16 protein-coding genes are annotated in these 17,505 nt (G+C 50.5%); 15 read left to right on the forward strand and 1 reads right to left on the reverse strand.

The features are described from left to right. Positions 1-49 precede the first annotated feature (49 nt). The 6 genes from purC to lpxB all read left to right on the forward strand — a co-directional run bounded on the left by purC (position 50) and on the right by lpxB (position 7,032). Positions 50-805: a phosphoribosylaminoimidazolesuccinocarboxamide synthase gene (gene purC, locus GS601_RS00235; RefSeq protein WP_162421144.1), complete on the forward strand. Its 756-nt coding sequence runs from the start codon at positions 50-52 to the stop codon at positions 803-805. 194 nt (positions 806-999) lie between these two features. Beyond that, positions 1,000-3,429, forward strand: a complete 2,430-nt coding sequence (locus GS601_RS00240; RefSeq protein ID WP_238392867.1) for a BamA/TamA family outer membrane protein — start codon at positions 1,000-1,002, stop codon at positions 3,427-3,429. Then, positions 3,430-4,329 (forward strand): UDP-3-O-acyl-N-acetylglucosamine deacetylase, encoded by a 900-nt coding sequence (lpxC, locus tag GS601_RS00245; protein ID WP_162421146.1) that lies wholly within the window; start codon positions 3,430-3,432, stop codon positions 4,327-4,329. It abuts the gene before it with no gap. A 74-nt stretch (positions 4,330-4,403) separates the two neighbouring features. Then, the gene (gene fabZ, locus GS601_RS00250) at positions 4,404-4,904 is read left to right on the forward strand and encodes a 3-hydroxyacyl-ACP dehydratase FabZ (RefSeq protein WP_162421147.1); all 501 of its coding nucleotides are present in this window, start codon (positions 4,404-4,406) and stop codon (positions 4,902-4,904) included. A gap of 125 nt (positions 4,905-5,029) precedes the next feature. Further along, positions 5,030-5,836, forward strand: a complete 807-nt coding sequence (lpxA, locus tag GS601_RS00255; protein ID WP_162421148.1) for an acyl-ACP--UDP-N-acetylglucosamine O-acyltransferase — start codon at positions 5,030-5,032, stop codon at positions 5,834-5,836. After that, positions 5,833-7,032 carry a lipid-A-disaccharide synthase gene (gene lpxB / locus GS601_RS00260; RefSeq protein WP_162421149.1) on the forward strand — a complete coding sequence of 400 codons (1,200 nt, stop codon included), beginning with the start codon at positions 5,833-5,835 and terminating at the stop codon, positions 7,030-7,032. The genes lpxA and lpxB overlap by 4 nt, the downstream gene beginning before the upstream one ends. A 90-nt stretch (positions 7,033-7,122) precedes the next feature. Here the strand turns inward: lpxB and GS601_RS00265 are convergent, their stop codons facing one another. Beyond that, positions 7,123-7,992, reverse strand: coding sequence for a hypothetical protein (locus GS601_RS00265; RefSeq protein WP_238392868.1), 870 nt, complete (start codon positions 7,990-7,992; stop codon positions 7,123-7,125). 170 nt (positions 7,993-8,162) lie between these two features. On the opposite strand from GS601_RS00265, the gene nblD reads away from it, so the two are divergent. From nblD to GS601_RS00305, 9 genes are all read left to right on the forward strand, one after another. Then, positions 8,163-8,351, forward strand: coding sequence for an NblD family protein (gene nblD, locus GS601_RS00270; RefSeq protein ID WP_162421151.1), 189 nt, complete (start codon positions 8,163-8,165; stop codon positions 8,349-8,351). An 84-nt stretch (positions 8,352-8,435) separates the two neighbouring features. Next, a complete protein-coding gene (locus GS601_RS00275; protein ID WP_162421152.1) occupies positions 8,436-9,386 on the forward strand; it encodes an AAA family ATPase in 951 nt (316 codons plus the stop codon). A gap of 39 nt (positions 9,387-9,425) precedes the next feature. Further along, positions 9,426-10,736, forward strand: coding sequence for a DUF58 domain-containing protein (locus tag GS601_RS00280; protein WP_162421153.1), 1,311 nt, complete (start codon positions 9,426-9,428; stop codon positions 10,734-10,736). Between the two features lie 270 nt (positions 10,737-11,006). Beyond that, positions 11,007-11,207 (forward strand): hypothetical protein, encoded by a 201-nt coding sequence (locus GS601_RS00285; RefSeq protein WP_338016925.1) that lies wholly within the window; start codon positions 11,007-11,009, stop codon positions 11,205-11,207. Then, entirely contained in the window at positions 11,204-11,338 is a 135-nt protein-coding gene (locus GS601_RS23465) for a hypothetical protein (RefSeq protein WP_274381915.1), read from the forward strand. Before GS601_RS00285 ends, GS601_RS23465 begins: the two co-directional genes overlap by 4 nt. Continuing rightward, positions 11,335-11,577, forward strand: coding sequence for a hypothetical protein (locus GS601_RS22770; protein ID WP_202924760.1), 243 nt, complete (start codon positions 11,335-11,337; stop codon positions 11,575-11,577). Before GS601_RS23465 ends, GS601_RS22770 begins: the two co-directional genes overlap by 4 nt. A 162-nt stretch (positions 11,578-11,739) precedes the next feature. Further along, positions 11,740-13,347 carry a lysine--tRNA ligase gene (gene lysS, locus GS601_RS00295; protein ID WP_162421154.1) on the forward strand — a complete coding sequence of 536 codons (1,608 nt, stop codon included), beginning with the start codon at positions 11,740-11,742 and terminating at the stop codon, positions 13,345-13,347. Positions 13,348-13,734: 387 nt separating this feature from the next. Next, positions 13,735-14,820 (forward strand): helix-turn-helix transcriptional regulator, encoded by a 1,086-nt coding sequence (locus tag GS601_RS00300; RefSeq protein WP_162421155.1) that lies wholly within the window; start codon positions 13,735-13,737, stop codon positions 14,818-14,820. Positions 14,821-14,912: 92 nt separating this feature from the next. Beyond that, the gene (locus tag GS601_RS00305; RefSeq protein WP_162421156.1) at positions 14,913-17,486 is read left to right on the forward strand and encodes a TonB-dependent siderophore receptor; all 2,574 of its coding nucleotides are present in this window, start codon (positions 14,913-14,915) and stop codon (positions 17,484-17,486) included. The last annotated feature ends 19 nt before the right edge of the window (positions 17,487-17,505 follow it).

A 17,505-nucleotide genomic window follows, 5' to 3' on the forward strand; every position in this document is an offset into this window, starting at 1 on the left:
AATCACGCTGGGCGCTAAAATAACTCAGTCCCCTTGTGTTCTCCCAATCATGGCTGTTGGTCAAAAGCTCTACGAAGGCAAAGCTAAAATTCTCTACGCAACGGATGATCCCAATATTCTTTTAACGCACTTCAAAGATGATGCAACCGCGTTTAATGCCCAGAAAAAGGGCAGCATCACCGGAAAAGGGGAATTTAACTGCGCGATTTCAACTCACCTATTCAAGCTGATGGAAGCCAACGGCGTCCCGACCCATTTTATCGATCGCCCTTCGGCAAACGAGATGCGAGTCAAATCTGTAAAGATTTTGCCCTTAGAGGTCGTTGTCAGGAACATTGCAGCCGGGAATCTCTGTCAACAAACTGGATTGAAGCTAGGAACGATTCTGACTCCTCCCTTGGTGGAGTTTTACTACAAAAACGATGAGCTTGGCGACCCCCTTCTTACGTTCGATCGGTTGCAACTTCTTGATCTCGCTACCCCGGATCAGGTGGATCAATTAATAGAAATGGCATCGCGGATCAATGAAATTCTGACGAATTTTTTTCAGCAATGTGGCATCACACTGGTGGACTTTAAGTTGGAATTTGGCTGCGTGTCTTCTGGAGTTGCTCAAACGGAGGGTTCCCCACGGCAAATTATTCTGGCAGACGAGATTAGCCCAGATACCTGCCGATTGTGGAATCAAGCCGAGTCTGACCCCGACAAACGGGTGATGGATAAAGATCGATTTCGGCGGGACTTAGGCAACGTAGAGGATGCCTACCGCCAAGTGATGGAACGGGTGCTAAATCAGACTGTATAAGTGTTAGAAGCTGTATAAGTGCTAGAAGAATTCCTGTCACTCTCAAGCGAGGAATGCTACCCACGATGCGGTAGAATTTCACAGTTTGTCAGAGTTGAGACTGCTTCTTGATATCGTGATGTAGAGTCTGCCTAGTGCAGAGGTGTGAAGACGTGCGAAATAGTGTGAATAAAATGCGTTTATCTCCTGCTTTAATGGCAGTACTTTCGATTGCTGCGATAAGTTGCGCGACTTCTGTCAACGCTCAAACTCCCCAGCCCTCGACGAAACTGAAGACGAGTTCAGCCCGTCTGAGTGTAATTGATGCCTCGACCCCTGCAAACCAACGGGTGTCTCGATCAAATCTTCAACCGCAACCCCAGCCGACAAACCTGGTAGTCGAGACTATCCCGGTTTCGGGTCGCGGAGCCATTACGCCCTTACCAAAAGTTGGGTTTGATCAGAAGTCTCTTCCAGCAAAAGCGCTGGAACTAGCACAGGGTGGCACGATCGAGCAAGAAACGCCGAACCAGATTCAAATTAATCCATCAAGTCCGGCTCCGGCGGCTCCATCGCCCCAAGTGCCGACGCTTCCCACTGCGCCGACGGCTCCAGCAACGCCAGTTTTGCCGCCTCAGCCCGAAACCCCGCCATCGGGAACGCAAATTACTCCGCCTCCGGGGGGGCAGGTGGCTCCGAGTCCGGTTGCGCCGCCTGAAACAACACCCCAGACAACTCCTGAAACAACGCCTACCGCACCGTCTGCGACGCCGCCTGAAACAACGCCCGAAACGCCACCCCCCCAGCCCGCAGAACCTGAACCGCGAGTGTTGGTCAGTGAGGTGCTGGTGTTGGGCGCAGAGGCAGAACTACAAAATGAAGTGTATCGTGTGATTCGGACGCAGCCGGGGCAGACCACCACGCGATCGCAGCTTCAAGAAGACATCAATGCAGTATTTGCAACGGGCTTTTTCTCGAATGTGAGAGCCACCCCGACCGATACGCCGCTTGGCGTACGAGTCACCTTTGATGTCACCCCCAATCCGCCGTTGCAATCGGTGCGGGTGGAAGGCAGCCGCGTGCTGCCAGAAAAAGTGGTGCAGGACATTTTTAGCCCCCAGTATGGCAGAATTCTCAACCTGCGCGATCTGCAAAACGGCATTCAAGAACTCAACAAGTGGTATCAAACCAACGGCTATGTGTTGGCGCAAGTGGTAGACGTGCCCAGGGTTAATCCTGATGGCAGTGTCACGTTGCAAGTGGCGGAAGGGGAAGTCGAGGCGCTGCAAGTCCAGTTCATCAACAAAGAAGGAGAAACCCAGGACGCGCAGGGCAACCCGATTCGCGGACGAACTCGCCCATTTATCATCACCCGCGAGTTTCAACTCAAGCCTGGAGATGTGTTTAACCGCACCACGGCAGAACGAGACTTGCAGCGCGCCTTTGGGCTGGGCATTTTTGAAGACATTCGGCTGTCGCTGCAACCGGGACAAGACCCGCGCCGGGTGATCGTTGTTGCCAACGTGGTTGAGCGGAACACCGGAAACTTTGGGGTGGCGGGGGGCTTTAGCTCGGCGAGCGGGTTGTTTGGTAGCGTCAGCTTTGGGCAGCAAAACTTTGGTGGCAATAACCAAAAACTTAATGCCGAAGTGCAGATTGGTCAGCGCGATCAGCAATTTGACCTGAGCTTTACCGACCCGTGGATTGCCGGAGATGAGTATCGCACCTCTTACACAGCTAATCTGTTTCGTCGGCGCACCATTTCGTTGATTTTTGATGGCGGCGATCCAGAAATTGATCTGCCAAATGGCGATCGCCCTCGGATTGTTCGCACGGGGGGCGGCGTTAGCTTTAGCCGTCCGCTCTCGAAAAATCCCTATGAGCGCTCCGAATGGAATGCCTCGCTGGGGTTGCAGTATCAACGGGTGTCGGTGCGTGATGCCGATGGTAGACTTAGCCCCCGCGACGAACTGGGTAACCTGCTCAGTTTTGATCCGTCTGGAAAAGATGATCTGGTGACGGCGCAACTGGCATTTGTGCGCGATCGCAGAAATGATTTTCTTCAGCCTACAGGTGGGTCGCTGCTGCGATTTAGTACCGAACAATCGGTTCCCATCGGGTCGGGTAGCCTCTTTTTCAACCGGTTGCGCGCCAGCTATAGCTTCTACGTGCCAACTCGGCTCCTGAAACTAGCACCTGGCTGCCGAGATCAGCAACCGAGAATCGGAGAAGAGCCAAACCGCGAGGGCTGTCCTCAAGCTTTTGCCTTCAACATTCAGGGGGGCACGGTTTTAGGCGATCTTCCGCCTTACGAAGCATTTCCTCTAGGGGGGACAAACTCGGTGCGTGGTTATGATGAAGGAGATGTGGGTAGCGCCAAAAGCTATCTTCAAGCCACCGCAGAATATCGCTTCCCGTTATTTTCAATTTTTTCGGGTGCGCTCTTTCTCGATGCTGCCACCGATTTAGGGACTGGAAACAACGTTCCGGGCGATCCGGGGGGGGTTCGAGGCAAGCCAGGGAGTGGTTTTGGCTACGGAGTTGGAGTACGCGTCAGGTCGCCTCTGGGTCCGATCCGCATCGACTTTGGTATTAACGACCAGGGTGGAAATAACATTCGGTTCGGATTTGGAGAACGATTTTAAATGAAAGACAGTCGCCAAGGGCTAAACGTTGTAGAACAGACGACATCTCAGGTTGATGCATTTTCTAAGACGACACAGAGTACGTTGGCGGCGGGTTTTTCGCGATCGGGCATTGGGCTGCACAGCGGCACCTCGGCTCAGGTTTGGGTGCTGCCTGCGGAACCGGGGCAGGGACGGTATTTCGTCCGGCTAGATTTGCCTGATGCGCCGCCGATCAGGGCGAATGGTGCATCGGTGAATCCGACGGTGCTGTCCACAGAATTAGGGTGCGGCAACGCGCGAGTTCGCACTGTAGAGCACCTATTGGCGGCGCTTTTAGCCTTGGGGGTGGATAATGCCCGCATTGAGATCGATGGGGCAGAACTGCCCTTGTTAGATGGGTCGGCTCAGGAGTGGGCCACTGCGATCGCGCAGGTTGGCATCGTGCCCCAAGCGGCAAGCCGATCATCGTTCGCCCTACCCGATCCGATTTGGATTCGGGAAGACGATGCCTTTGTTGCCGCAATTCCGGCGACGGCGATCCGGTTTACCTACGGCATTGATTTTGAACTCAGTGCCATTGGCAATCAGTGGCATAGCTGGTCGCCGGGGCAAACCGCGTTTGCAACGGAAATTGCCCCCGCCCGCACCTTTGGTTTTGCCCATCAGGTTGAACAGTTGCGAGCAAGTGGTTTAATTAAAGGCGGTTCGCTTGAAAACGCCCTGGTTTGCAGCGCAGAAGGATGGGTCAACCCGCCGCTGCGATTTCCAAACGAGCCAGTGCGCCATAAACTGCTAGATCTAATTGGCGATTTGAGCTTGCTAGGAACGCTACCGTCGGCTCATTTTCTGGCCTACAAAGCGAGCCACCGTTTGCACACTCAACTCGTTCGTCATATTCTGGCGATACGTCCTTCGTGATTCGTTTGTGATTTATTTCGTGAACCTTCCCACGATAGACGAGTGACTGCCCTTGATTTTTAAACCCAAAGCTCATGTCAACCCTGATCGAACCCCATACCGCTGTTGAATCCCTCGTTTCTGAAAGCGCTCCTCACCTCAAAACCACGTTTACCCTCGAAGAAATTCATCAACTGTTGCCCCACCGCTACCCCTTTGCGATGGTTGATCGAATTATTGATTTTGTGCCTGAGAAAATGGCAGTGGGGATTAAAAATGTCACGTTTAATGAGCCGCAGTTTCAAGGGCATTTTCCCGGTCGCCCAATTATGCCGGGGGTGCTGATCGTAGAGGCAATGGCGCAGGTCGGCGGCGTGGTGCTAACCCAAATGGCAGATGTGCAGGGCGGCTTATTTATGTTTGCCGGCATTGATGGCGTCCGGTTTCGACGCCCGGTTGTGCCAGGAGACCAACTGGTCATGACCGTGGAACTGTTGTCTGTGAAGGGTCGTCGATTTGGGAAGATGCGCGGTCGTGCGGAAGTGGATGGTCAGCTTGCGTGTTCGGGTGACTTGATGTTTGCCTTGGTGGATTAAAATACGGACGATTGTTCGCGTTGTAATCTGGCATCGCTGGATATTTTCGCTTCGATGGATGGTGTAGACGCGAGCGATCGCGTCTCTACAGTTGCCGCAATTTTCCCCCATGTTTCTACCTTGATATGACAACCCTGATTCATCCGACTGCTGTAATTCATCCTGGGGCTGAACTTCATCCGACTGTGCAGGTTGGGGCTTACGCAGTCATTGGAGAACATGTGAAAGTTCGGGCGGGGACGAGCATCGGTCATCATGTGGTAATTGAGGGCAAAACCGACATTGGGGAGCGCAATCAGTTTTTTCCGGGGGCGGCGATCGGGCTAGAGCCACAAGACCTAAAATATGATGGGTCGCTGGGCTTGCTAAAAATTGGCAATGGTAACCAGATTCGGGAGTTTGTCACCATTCATCGCCCGACCTACGGAGAGGATGTGACGCTGATTGGCAATGGCAATCTTTTGATGGCGTATACTCATGTGGGGCATAACTGCGCGATTGAAGATCAGGTGATTATTTCTAATTCGGTGTCGCTGGCGGGGCATGTTCACATTGAGTCGAAAGCGAGAATCAGCGGGGTGTTGGGCGTGCATCAGTTTGTGCGAATTGGGCGGCATGCCATGGTGGGCGGCATGGCACGCATCGATCGCGATGTGCCGCCTTACATGATTGTAGAAGGCAATCCGGGACGGATTCGGGCGTTGCACAAGATTGGGCTGCAACGATCGGGCTTTTCGGTAGAAGATTTGCAGCTATTAAGAAAAGCATTTCGGATTTTGTATCGCTCTGATTTGAGACTGACCGAAGCGTTGGATCAGCTTGACCTGTTGCCCGACAATGAGCATGTTCAACATTTGCAGCAGTTTATTCGGCTATCGATCTTGCCGGGACGCCGGGGATTAACGCCTGTTTTGCTCAAGGGTGGAGAATGAAGCGGCGCATCTTTATTAGCACGGGGGAAGTGTCGGGGGATCTCCAGGGGGCTTTGCTGGTGGAAGCCTTGCATCGGCAGGCGCACAAGCTTGGCATTGATCTCGAAATTTTGGCGTTGGGCGGCGATCGCATGGCTGATGCAGGGGCGACGCTGCTGGGCAACACGAGCGCGATCGGCTCGGTCGGCATTTTTGAAGCGCTGCCCTACATTTTGCCAACCCTGGTGCTTCAGCGACGGGCAAAGCGGTATTTAAGGCAAAACCCGCCCGATGCAGTGGTGATGATCGATTACATGACTCCCAATATTAGTATTGGGCAGTATGTGCGCCGACACTTGCCGCAGGTGCCGACAGCGTATTTTATTGCTCCGCAAGAATGGGTTTGGTCACACACGCCAGCCAATACTCAGAAAATTGTTGAGGTGAGCGATCAGCTACTGGCAATTTTTCCAGAAGAAGCCCGATATTATGCTGAGCATGGGGCGGCGGTGTCGTTTGTGGGGCATCCCTTGCTCGATCGCATTCATACCGCTCCTGATCGGGCGGCGGCTCGGTCTGCCTTGGGAATTTCAGACGACCAAGTTGCGATCGCGCTGCTGCCTGCCTCTCGCCCCCAAGAAGTCACCTATCTTTTGCCGGTGATGTTTCAAGCGGCGCAGATCATCCAATCGCATGTGCCCCAGGCTCACTTTTGGATTCCGCTATCGCTGGAGAAGTATCGCCGGGCGATTGAACAGGCGATCGCCCACTACAACCTGCCTGCCACGGTGTTAGAGAGCAATCGGGGAACATCGACGTTGAGCGCGATCGCGGCAGCAGATCTGGCGCTCACCAAATCCGGCACGGTAAATCTTGAACTGGCATTGCTCAACGTGCCGCAGGTGGTGATGTATCGGGTCAACCCGCTCACGGCTTGGCTGGCAAAGCATGTGGTGAAGTTCTCGATTCCGTTTATGTCGCCGCCCAACCTGGTGTTGATGGACTCGATCGTGCCAGAATTTTTGCAAGATGAGGCAGTGCCCGCTGCGATCGCGGCGGCAGCACTAGAGCTATTGAAACCCAAGGTGCGAGAGCAGACGATCGCCAACTACCAACTCATGAGAGCCGCGTTAGGAGAGCCAGTCGGGGGCAATTCGTCAGGGCATTGTGTTGCGGATGGTTCGGCTCAAAAAATTCTGACCCTGATGGGCGTCTGACGCCTGACCCGGTGATCTGCTTGCCGGGGCTACTTTTGGTTGCCCAGCGGTAAAGGAACAGCAGACTGGGTAGCCGATGTAACAGAGAAGTCACCTGTGGGAAGGAGGTTTCCCAGCCTGCCCCACGGTTGTTGCCCAAGTTGCTGCCAGAAGATAGACCTCAGACGACAGCAGATCGGAGATTGTCGTAGCAGGATGATAGAAGTCAGCGCGCGGTCGAGCCTCGTAGGAATCGCGCTCCATCGGGTCAGGCAGGGGGGTTTGTGCCCCAAGCGGAATCAAAATCCGCAGATCTTCGGGAAAGGCAGACTGAATTTGGGCTAAGCGTTGGCGGACAGATTGAATAGTGGCGATCGGGTTGATGGAGCCAGAGAGGGCGGGCAGCACCGGGTCTTGAGCACTGGGGAGTTGAATGCTTTTGCCGATGATGGTTCCTTCTGGAAAATTGAAAACCAGCGAATCGCTCTGAGCCGGGGCAATTTTTGGCGGAACCTTTAACAGAGGGATGGGTGCGCGCAGAGGGCGGGCGTCAACAATGCCAGTGCGCTGGTTAAGATCTTTTCTGAGAAGCTCTAGGTTGAGGCTGGCAAAATAGAGCGTGCAGTACACTTGTCCCTGAGCCAAATCAACCGCATCGGTTCCGGCGACTTCGGTGCCATCGGGCGAGGCGCAAAACACGCTGGGGTTTGGGTAGTTTGATTTAAGAAAGCGATCGATTGCCCAGGTATGGAGAAATAGCTGACCCCGCAGCGATCGCAGCCGATGGGCTTCTGCCTCTTCTAGCGATGTCTCGACCCGATTGAGCAGCAGCAACTGGTCTTGCGTGAGTTGCTGTGCTTCTAGCCAATAGGCTCGGGATGGATCGTCTGGGCTACGCAAGCCCACACTTGCCTGGAGCGGGGTTTGCTGAGCCAGCATAGCCAGGCAACCCGTCATCACTCCCAAAATAAAGCGACGCATATCAAAAATTCCTCTCACAGCCACCACCCCAATTTTCCCACTGTCAAGCGAGTATTGGATGAAGGTTGCTCCGAAAATTGATGAAATCTGCGTCAATAAATGTGTCACCCTCGGTAAATCCGTTGAAGTTTGTCAGAGCATAATCACAAACGATTCCTCACTGTAGATTCATGAATCAAGGTCAGATGCAGGTGTGCCCGGTCTGCAATGTCAAAATTTTGAAATTAATCGGCGGCGATCGCGTCATCTTTTCAACGGGCGCGTTTGGCACGCGAGAGATGCTGCGATCGCGGGTGTGCCGTCATGTTCAGAAGGCAGGTTGTATCAACAAAGACGAAGCGCAACCGCCCAAACTGTGACTGATTCGAGAGCCGATCGCCTCATTTTGAGCAACAGAACGTAAGATATGGTTGCCTCTGTCGCTACCGTTTCCTCGCTACCCTATGTCTGATCTCCACGCTACGTTTACACGCCTCAAGCAAGCCCTCGATCAAATCGTTGTGGGTCAAAGTCCGCTAGTGCAGCAGTTGATGGTGGCGTTGCTTGCTGGCGGTCATGTCATTTTAGAAGGGGTGCCGGGAACGGGAAAAACGCTGCTCGTCAAAGTGCTAGCACGGCTGGTGGAGGCAGAGTTTCGGCGAGTGCAGCTTACGCCTGACATTTTGCCCTCTGACATTTTGGGAACCACGATCTTTAATCTCAACAGCCGCGATTTTACGTTAAAAAAGGGACCTGTTTTTACTCAAATTTTGTTGGCGGATGAAATTAACCGTACCCCGCCCAAAACGCAATCGGCCTTGCTAGAAGCCATGGAAGAACAACAGGTGACGCTCGATGGCGAGAGTTTGCCGCTGTCGGATCTGTTTTGGGTGATTGCTACGCAAAATTCGTTAGAGTTTGAAGGGACGTATCCGTTGCCAGAAGCGCAACTGGATCGCTTTTTGTTTAAGCTGGTGGTGTCATATCCTGACGCGGCGGCTGAGAAACGTATGCTGATGAATTCTCAGGCAGGGTTTCAGGCAAAGCGGCTTGATCTAGCGAACCTCAACCCGTTGGCGACGGTCGAACACATTTTGCACGCGAGGCGGTTGGTAAGCGCGATCGCGCTCCAAGAATCGGTGTTAGATTATCTGCTTGCGGTGGCTCAAAAAACCCGTCAGCACCCAGATCTGCTCTTAGGCGCATCACCGCGATCGGCGGTGGCGTGGCTGGGGGCAAGTAAGGCTCAAGCGTGGCTGTCGGGGCGAGAATTTGTCACGCCAGATGATATCAAAGCCGTTGCTTCTCCGTTGTTGCGCCATCGTCTGATTTTGCGCCCCGAAGCCCAACTTGACGGCATCGCCATTGAGTCTGTGATCAGCGCGGTCTTGGCTCAGGTTCCGGTGCCACGCTGATGAATGCCCTGTCTGCTCGTCTCTCTCCCTACTTTGCTCATGCTTCCGTCTCGCCGCACTTATAGCCTGCTGCTGTTGGGTCTTGCGATCGCACCGGCTTTAGCCTTTCTTTTTCCCTCGCGTCTGGCGATCGCTGTGCTGGGTGTGCTGCTGTTTGATGGGATGGTGCTGGCGATCGCGGCTCTAGACAGCCGCCGAGTCAACGCGCATCGCGTCACCGTCACCCGGCACGAACTTTCGCGACTCTCGATCGGGCGAGACAATCTCGTGAGTCTCACAGTAGACTCGACCCGACCGGCGGTGATCGCCCTTTACGATCACTATCCACTCTCGTTTACGGTCTCAACCATGCCCTTGGCGGCAACGCTTTCTGCCAATAGCACTCAAGTTCTGAGCTACACAGTGCACCCTACCCATCGTGGTGAGTATGATTGGGAAACCTTGCAGGTGCGGCAACTTAGCCCCTGGAAATTGGCATGGCACGATTGGAACGTTTCTCAACCCCAAAAAGTGGCGGTGTATCCTGACCTGATTGGGCTGCGATCGCTCTCAATTCGGCTGACGCTGCCAGCGTCGGGTGCACTCAAACGCGCCAAACGCCTTGGCATTGGCACCGAGTTTGCAGAACTGCGAGAATATGGCATCGGAGACGATCCGCGCTTTATTGATTGGAAAGCCACTGCCCGCCGGGGGGCGCCGCTTGTCAGAGTGTTGGAACCTGAGCAAGAACAAACGCTGATGATTTTGCTCGATCGCGGGCGTTTGATGACGGCTCACGTCAATGGGCTAGCTCGGTTTGATTGGGGGCTAAATGCAACCTTAGCGTTAGCCTTAGCCGGATTGCATCGCGGCGATCGCGTGGGGGTTGCCGTGTTCGATCGCCAGATCCACACTTGGATTCCACCAGAGCGTGGACAACCTCATCTCAACCGCCTGATCGAACGGCTCACCCCAATTCAACCCGACATTCTAGAACCGGATTATTTGGGCGCAGTGACAACGGTGGTCAATCAGCACACCCGTCGAGCGTTGGTAGTGATAATTACAGACGTTGTGGAGCAGACCGCTTCGGCAGAGTTGCTGGCAGCCTTGGGGCGGTTGGCTCCTCGCTATCTGCCGTTTTGTGTGACGTTGCGCGATCCGGCGGTCGATCAGCAAGCGCACACTCCCACCGATGATCTGCCTTCGACCTACGAACGAGCGGTGGCGTTGGATCTGTTGGCGCAGCGTCAGATTGCGTTTACTGCCCTAAAGCAGCGAGGGGTGCTGGTTTTAGATGCGCCTGCTAATCAAATCACCGAAGAACTCGTCGATCGCTATTTGCAACTAAAGGCAAAAAACCAGCTTTGATTCAAGACGATCCAGCCTGCCCTTGGATCGCAGGGAAGTTTGCTTGAATGTGGGGTGCTAAAGCACAAGCCGATGTCACGCTCGCCTTCCTTAGCACTGCTAAAGCATAAGTCGATGATTGAGCCTTTGACCGTGGGAGCAAGTGCCCAGATTAAAATAAAGGTGCGACTGTTGAGACATTAAAACGAGGTCAAACCCATAACAGTTAGGCAACCCCGCTACAGCAAAGAAGAATTTGCTCGACGGGGTGATGAGATTTATGAAACTCAGGTGTGTCCTCAAGTTCAAGAAAGCGATCGTGGCAACATTGTAGCGATCGACATTAAAACTGGAGATTTTGAAGTGGATCAGAGTGAAATTGCGGCTTGCGATCGCCTTGAAGCTCGTCACTCCGATGCTCAAATTTGGATCGTTCGCATTGGCTCCCGCCACGTTCGTCGATTTGGCGGACGCACCCGGAGAACTGCATGATTACCGGATTCGTTAACGTCGAGTTTGAACCGATTATTCCGCTTTCGATTCGTCGTGCTGATAACAAAATCTCTATGCAATATGCGATCATCGATACAGGATTCACTGGCTTTCTCTGCCTCCCGATTTGATTGCTGAGTTAAACCTGACATGGAAACGGCGAGGACGGGCAATTCTTGGACATGGCAGTGAGTGTGTTTTCAAAGTTTACGAAGCGGTTGTCGTTTGGGATGACACCTTGCTGACCATTCCAGTAGACGAAACTGATTCAGACCCTCTCGTTGGTATGTCATTGATGGAAGGTTGTGAGCTAAAAATGCAGGTTTTTGAAGGTGGTCGTGTCGAACTCCGCAAAGTCAACACGGTCTAACAATCCCGTTGCACGCCGACCGTACAGAGTCTCTCCGCTGAGTCCGAGCTTAAATCCAATCCAGAAGTTTACATCTCATCTCGACTCACTCTAGATCGCTGAGTATGTCAAGTTCTGGATATTCCTTTAAGATGTAAAGGCTGTATACACACGGGTTAATTCATGTTTTGGGCTGATAAGATTGCTGCGGATGCACAAGAAAATCAAGTTGTCAACGATTCAAAGACCCCATCTGGGAGGGTTCATGTTGGTTCGTTGAGAGGAGTTGTGATCCATGATGTGATTTATCGAGCCTTGAAACATGCTGGTAAGCCATCAAAATTCCTCTATGGGGTTGATGATTATGATGCGCTCGATACTGTTCCGTATTATCTCGATCAAGAGAAGTTTGCGCCATACTTAGGGTTTCCCCTGTGCAATGTTCCCTCACCAGACAATAGCGCCAGCGATTATGCAAAATACTTCATGGGGGAGTTTCTAGGGGTTTTCGAGTATTTGGGGGTTAAACCAGAGGTTTATTATTTGCGCGATTTATATCGCTCAGGTCGGCTAAATTCTTACATTGATATCTTCCTCAAAAACGCTCATTTGGTTAGAGAAGCTTATCTAGAAGTAAGCAAAGCACGTCGCCCGGATAACTGGTATCCCTTTCAGATTACTTGTGAAAATTGCGGCAAGATTGCAACAACTGTCGTATCGGATTATAACGGGTCAGAAGTTTTCTACACTTGTAAGCCTGATGCAACAGATTGGGTTCAAGGTTGTGGTCATTCAGGCTGGGTTTCTCCTTTTGATGGTAATGGCAAATTGCCTTGGAAAGTTGAATGGGTTGCGAAGTGGGATCTGTTGGGAATCACCATTGAGTTTGCGGGTAAAGATCACTCTCAGAAAGGAGGATCTAGAGATGTTGCGAATGCAGTCTGTCGAAAAGTGCTACGAAAGCAGCCACCTTTTCATTCACCCTATGAATTCATTTTGGTCAATGGCACGAAGATGAGTTCATCGAAGGGGGTCGGTTCAAGCGCTAAAGAAATTGCTGAGTTGCTTCCTCCTGAGCTACTTCGATTTTTAATGCTACGAACTCAGCCTAAAACGGTCATTAACTTCGCGCCAAATTACGAAACGACAACTCGGTTATTTAGAGACTATGATGCTCTAATCGATAAGTATCAGGCTTTATCGCCAGATGTTCAGCCAGAATCTGCTTTGCCTGAAGATCTAATGCCATTGTTTTATGCTCAACTTGATGGAGTGATTAAGCCCTATCATCCACTTGATCTAAGTACACTGATTTCTTTACTGCAAGTGCCACATCTTGATATTCGTCAAGAGATTGAAAGACGTAGTACTCAGCCCTTAAGTGAGTATGACTGGCAGATTGCAAATCAAAGAATTTCAGTTGCTCAAAAATGGCTGGCAGACTATGCTGACGAAGACGAAAAGTTGGTTCTTTATCTTGATAGGGTTCCTGAGAAAGTTAAGGACTTGACTCACGAACAGATCTCTTATCTCAGACAGCTAACTCATAGCTTGGCAGATGTTAAGCTTTGGGAAGCTGAGGAACTGCAAACAACATTATTTGCAACAGCAAAAGAACTGGAGATGCAGCAACCCGTTGCTTTTAAGTCTGTTTACTTGTCGTTTTTAGGCAAGGAGCGCGGACCCAAGGCAGGAGCCTTGCTGTCGTATTTAGAACGTGATTTCGTGGTTGCTCGCCTTCGAGATGTTGTGCAAGTGAATACATCTCAAGCTGCTCTCGTTGCTGAATAGGCGCGAGTTTAGTCGAGAAAGCTTTGTACCTGTTCTTACGCTTTTAGTTCAAGGACAGTTTTTTATGGATTCAATTTCGTCGGTTTCTGCCATCAATACACATTGCATTACCAAGTTGATATCGATGTCCTTCAAACCAAGTAGCTCACTACGACAGATTCGCTCATAACCGCTCTCACACAGATGATAGAGAATTTTGCCAAAACCAAACTTCAGAAACGCCCAATGCTCGGTAACGCACCAGTTTGCTCTCACTTCTACTAATTATGATTTACACCCGTTGAACCTCAGCAGAGCTTGACAATCGTTTTACTTAAATGAGAATATTTTGCAATCCTTGACCGAAACGTTTGTTCGATATTTCTCAATTTAAACAGATTGATCGCAATGACGAAAACTATCTCAGAGGAAGACTATAAAGACCTATGGGAGGAAAGCCAGCAAACGGGACAAGTTGTTGAATACTATGATGAGTTCATAACGGGACATCAAGGATATATTCCCTGGGTTGGTAAAGTGCTGGATTGGTCAATCTCTCTTCAAGATGGGCTGGGTTTAGGAGTGTACAGATACGATCTAGAACAGGACTTGAAATTATTTGAACAGCAGAATAAAAATGCGTCTTGGTCAGTCCTGAGCTTTTTTGTATCAGGGGATGTGAAGACAACGTTACGAGGAGTGATTGATCAAGTCGATGAGCTTGCAGAACGAACCTATTTAAGCTGCTGCTCGGATACTCCAGAAACAGAAGAATGGGTTGGAGGAGAGTGCTTGACTCGGCTTCAGATCTGGTTTGAGCCTCAGCACTTTCTAAAGAATTTTACACCAGAGCAACTGTCTCCTTTGCCCCTTGAAGTACAGCAGGCAGCAGAGGGAACGATTCAACCATACTATTACTCAGGCAGAATGACCCCTGCTATGAAAGCGATCGCTCATCAAATTCTAAATTGTTCCTACAGTGGAATTATGCAGCGATTTTACTTAGAAGGGAAAGCGTTGGAATTAATGACGTTGCAGTTCGAGCAGTTGCGCGATCAGTCACGAACCCTAACCCCACAAATTTTTCTAAAATCAGACGACCTCGATCGCATTCATCAAGCAAGAGATATTTTGATTGCCAATCTTATCGATCCTCCCTCTTTGTTAGAACTTGCCCGACAAGTTGCTATCAATGACCACAAACTCAAGCAAGGATTCCGTCAAGTGTTTGGGACAACCGTTTTCGGCTATTTGCATGATTATCGGTTGCAGCAGGCACAATCCCTTTTGCAAACCCGTGAAATGAGTGTGGGTGAAGTAGCTCATCAAATTGGATATGTCGATCGAAGTCATTTTGCCGCAGCCTTTCGCAAGAAATTTGGGCTGAATCCTAGTCACTATGCACGGCAGTATCAAAGTAACCGTTCGGCAACATCGCTAATTTCTCCGTCTAGCCATCAAAAAACTCCGCCTAGCCATCAGCAACCTATTTAGTTACACCGAGCTTCTCTCTATACTCTTGAAACAGTTTCTCAACTATTTGGGAATCGAGACGGCACAAGAGTTCGTAAGAGTGTGGAGTAGGAATGAACGTGAGAAAATTTTCTGTATCAACCCAATTGATGTTGATGGGAGTAGTCTCTAGCAGTGCGATCGCGTGGACATTGCCAGGATGGGCACAGCTTGATTCAAAACAGCAAAAGCCTCTTCATTTAACCCCCTTCACTCCAACAATCTCCACAACTCGGCAACATCATTTCTCACGTTCCGCCACGACTCTCAGAGAATGGGTTGCACAAATCGAAGCCGCTACAGTGCAAGTCACTGGAGTCAATCTCAACCGTACCGACACTGGATTGGAAATTGTGCTGCAAACTGCTGAAGGTAAGCCTTTGCAGGTCGATGCTACAAAATTTCGCAGCGAAGGGAACAGTCTAATTGCCGACATTCCCAATGCAGTGCTGACATTACCAGAAGGGAATGAGTTTCGCTCAGAAAATCCGGTAACGGGGATTACAGCCGTCAACGTGACACAGGTGAGTGCTAGCAATATTAGTGTTATTGTGACTGGAACCAATGCCCTGCCGACTACAGACATCACGTTGAGAACGGGCGAGTTTGCCTATAGCCTCAACCCGGAAGAGTCAGAACCCGATGAGGAAATTGTGGTGACGGGTGAACAGAATAGTTATCGGGTGCCGAATGCCGCTACTGGTACCAGAACTGATACGCCAATTCGCGATATTCCTCAGTCGATTCAGGTCATTCCTCAACAGGTGCTAAAAGACCAGTCTGTGATTCGACTCACTGATGCACTGCGGAATGTTAGTGGGGTTGTGCAGAGCGGGGGGTTTGGGCAGACTGATGATCAGCTTAATATCAGAGGGTTTGATGCTGCGACTATTCTTAGAGATGGTTTGATAGATCTCAATGGGTTGAGAGAAACTACTAGCGTTGAACAGATAGAAGTTCTTAAAGGACCAGCCTCGATTTTGTTTGGCAACGTTCAGCCCGGAGGCGTTATCAATTTGGTCTCAAAAAGACCCTTGCGAGAACCTTACTACTTTGCTGATTTCTCGGCAGGAAGCTTCAGCTTTTACCGCCCCACGATCGATTTTTCAGGTCCTCTCAATCCAGAGAAAACAGTTCTCTATCGACTGAATGCTGCTTATGAAAATGCTGGTAGTTTCCGTGATTTCGTAGATAGTCAGCGATTCTTTATAGAACCTGTTTTAGATTTCAAAATTGGCAACAATACAACCCTGTCACTGAATCTGAATTATCTGTATGACGATCGCACCTTCGATCGTGGTTTGGTGGCGTTTGGTCGGGGGATTGCAGATATTCCAAGGAGCAGATTTCTAGGCGAACCCGATGATAATTCTGAAATCAAGGATTTTAATGTGGGTTATCGGCTAGAGCATCGCTTTAGTGAAAATCTAACCCTCCGCAATGTCTTTCGGTTTGGCTCACAAGATAGCCTGAATTTTCGGGCTGAGCCGTTGGGATTAGATGAGTCAACGGGTGAGTTATTGCGAAATTATCGATCGAATGATACCGATAGTAGAATTTATTCGTTACAAACAGAGCTTGTTGGCAAATTCGCAACGGGTTCGGTTCAACATACACTTCTGCTGGGATTGGATTTCTTTAGACAAACCCAGGATTTCACCCGAACTCAGCTACGGGGAGGACTCACTCCAACGATTAATATCTTTGACCCAATTTACAGTTTTCTGCAACCCTCTGCTCTTAACGATCCAGCCACTCGAACAGGATTTAATTCTGTTACTAAAACAGATTCCTTGGGCGTTTTTCTACAAGACCAGATTGCACTTGCAGACAACCTCAAACTGCTGGTAGGCGGTCGGTTTGATGTCGTGGATCAGAAAAGTGAGTTTCTTCCTTTCGATGAAAGCGAGGTCTCTGAATCGGGTCAGAGTGATCAGGCATTCACTCCCCGAATTGGGATTGTTTACCAGCCCATTCAACCGATCTCGCTCTATGCCAGCTATAGTCGCTCATTTGTCCCCAGTTTTGGTCAGCGTGTAGACGGCTCGTTATTAGAGCCAGAACGAGGTACACAATATGAAGTCGGGATCAAAGCAGACTTGAATCGCAGGCTCTCAGCCACGTTAGCGCTTTACCAAATCACTAAAACCAATATTGCTACGCCTGATTTGGCGAATGAAGGCTTTTCTCTCGCGATCGGGGAGCAGAGAAATCGTGGAATTGAACTCGATATTGCCGGTGAAATTCTACCGGGATGGAGGATCTTGACCTCCTACAGTTACACGAATGCTGAAATCACAAAAAGCAACGATCTACCTGTGGGTGCTACAGCCGCTTTAGTTCCGCAACATAAAGCCAGCCTCTGGACAACCTACGAAATTCAGCGGGGCAATTTAAGAGGACTCGGCTTTGGGTTGGGACTATTCTATGTTGATGCAAGACCAGGTGATTTAGACAGCAGCTATACACTGCCCAGCTATTTTCGGACTGATGCTGCCATTTTCTATCAGCGAGACAACTGGAAAGCCGCCATTAACCTTAAAAACCTATTTGATGTAAACTCCTTTGAGTCGATCAATTACGGCAGAGTTTCAGTTGTCCCTGGGGCGCCCTTTACAGTTGTAGGCTCACTCTCAGTTAACTTCTAGCCCTTGAAATTGCCATCTT

The sequence above is a fragment of the Myxacorys almedinensis A genome (assembly GCF_010091945.1).
GTDB lineage: Bacteria > Cyanobacteriota > Cyanobacteriia > Leptolyngbyales > Leptolyngbyaceae > Myxacorys > Myxacorys almedinensis.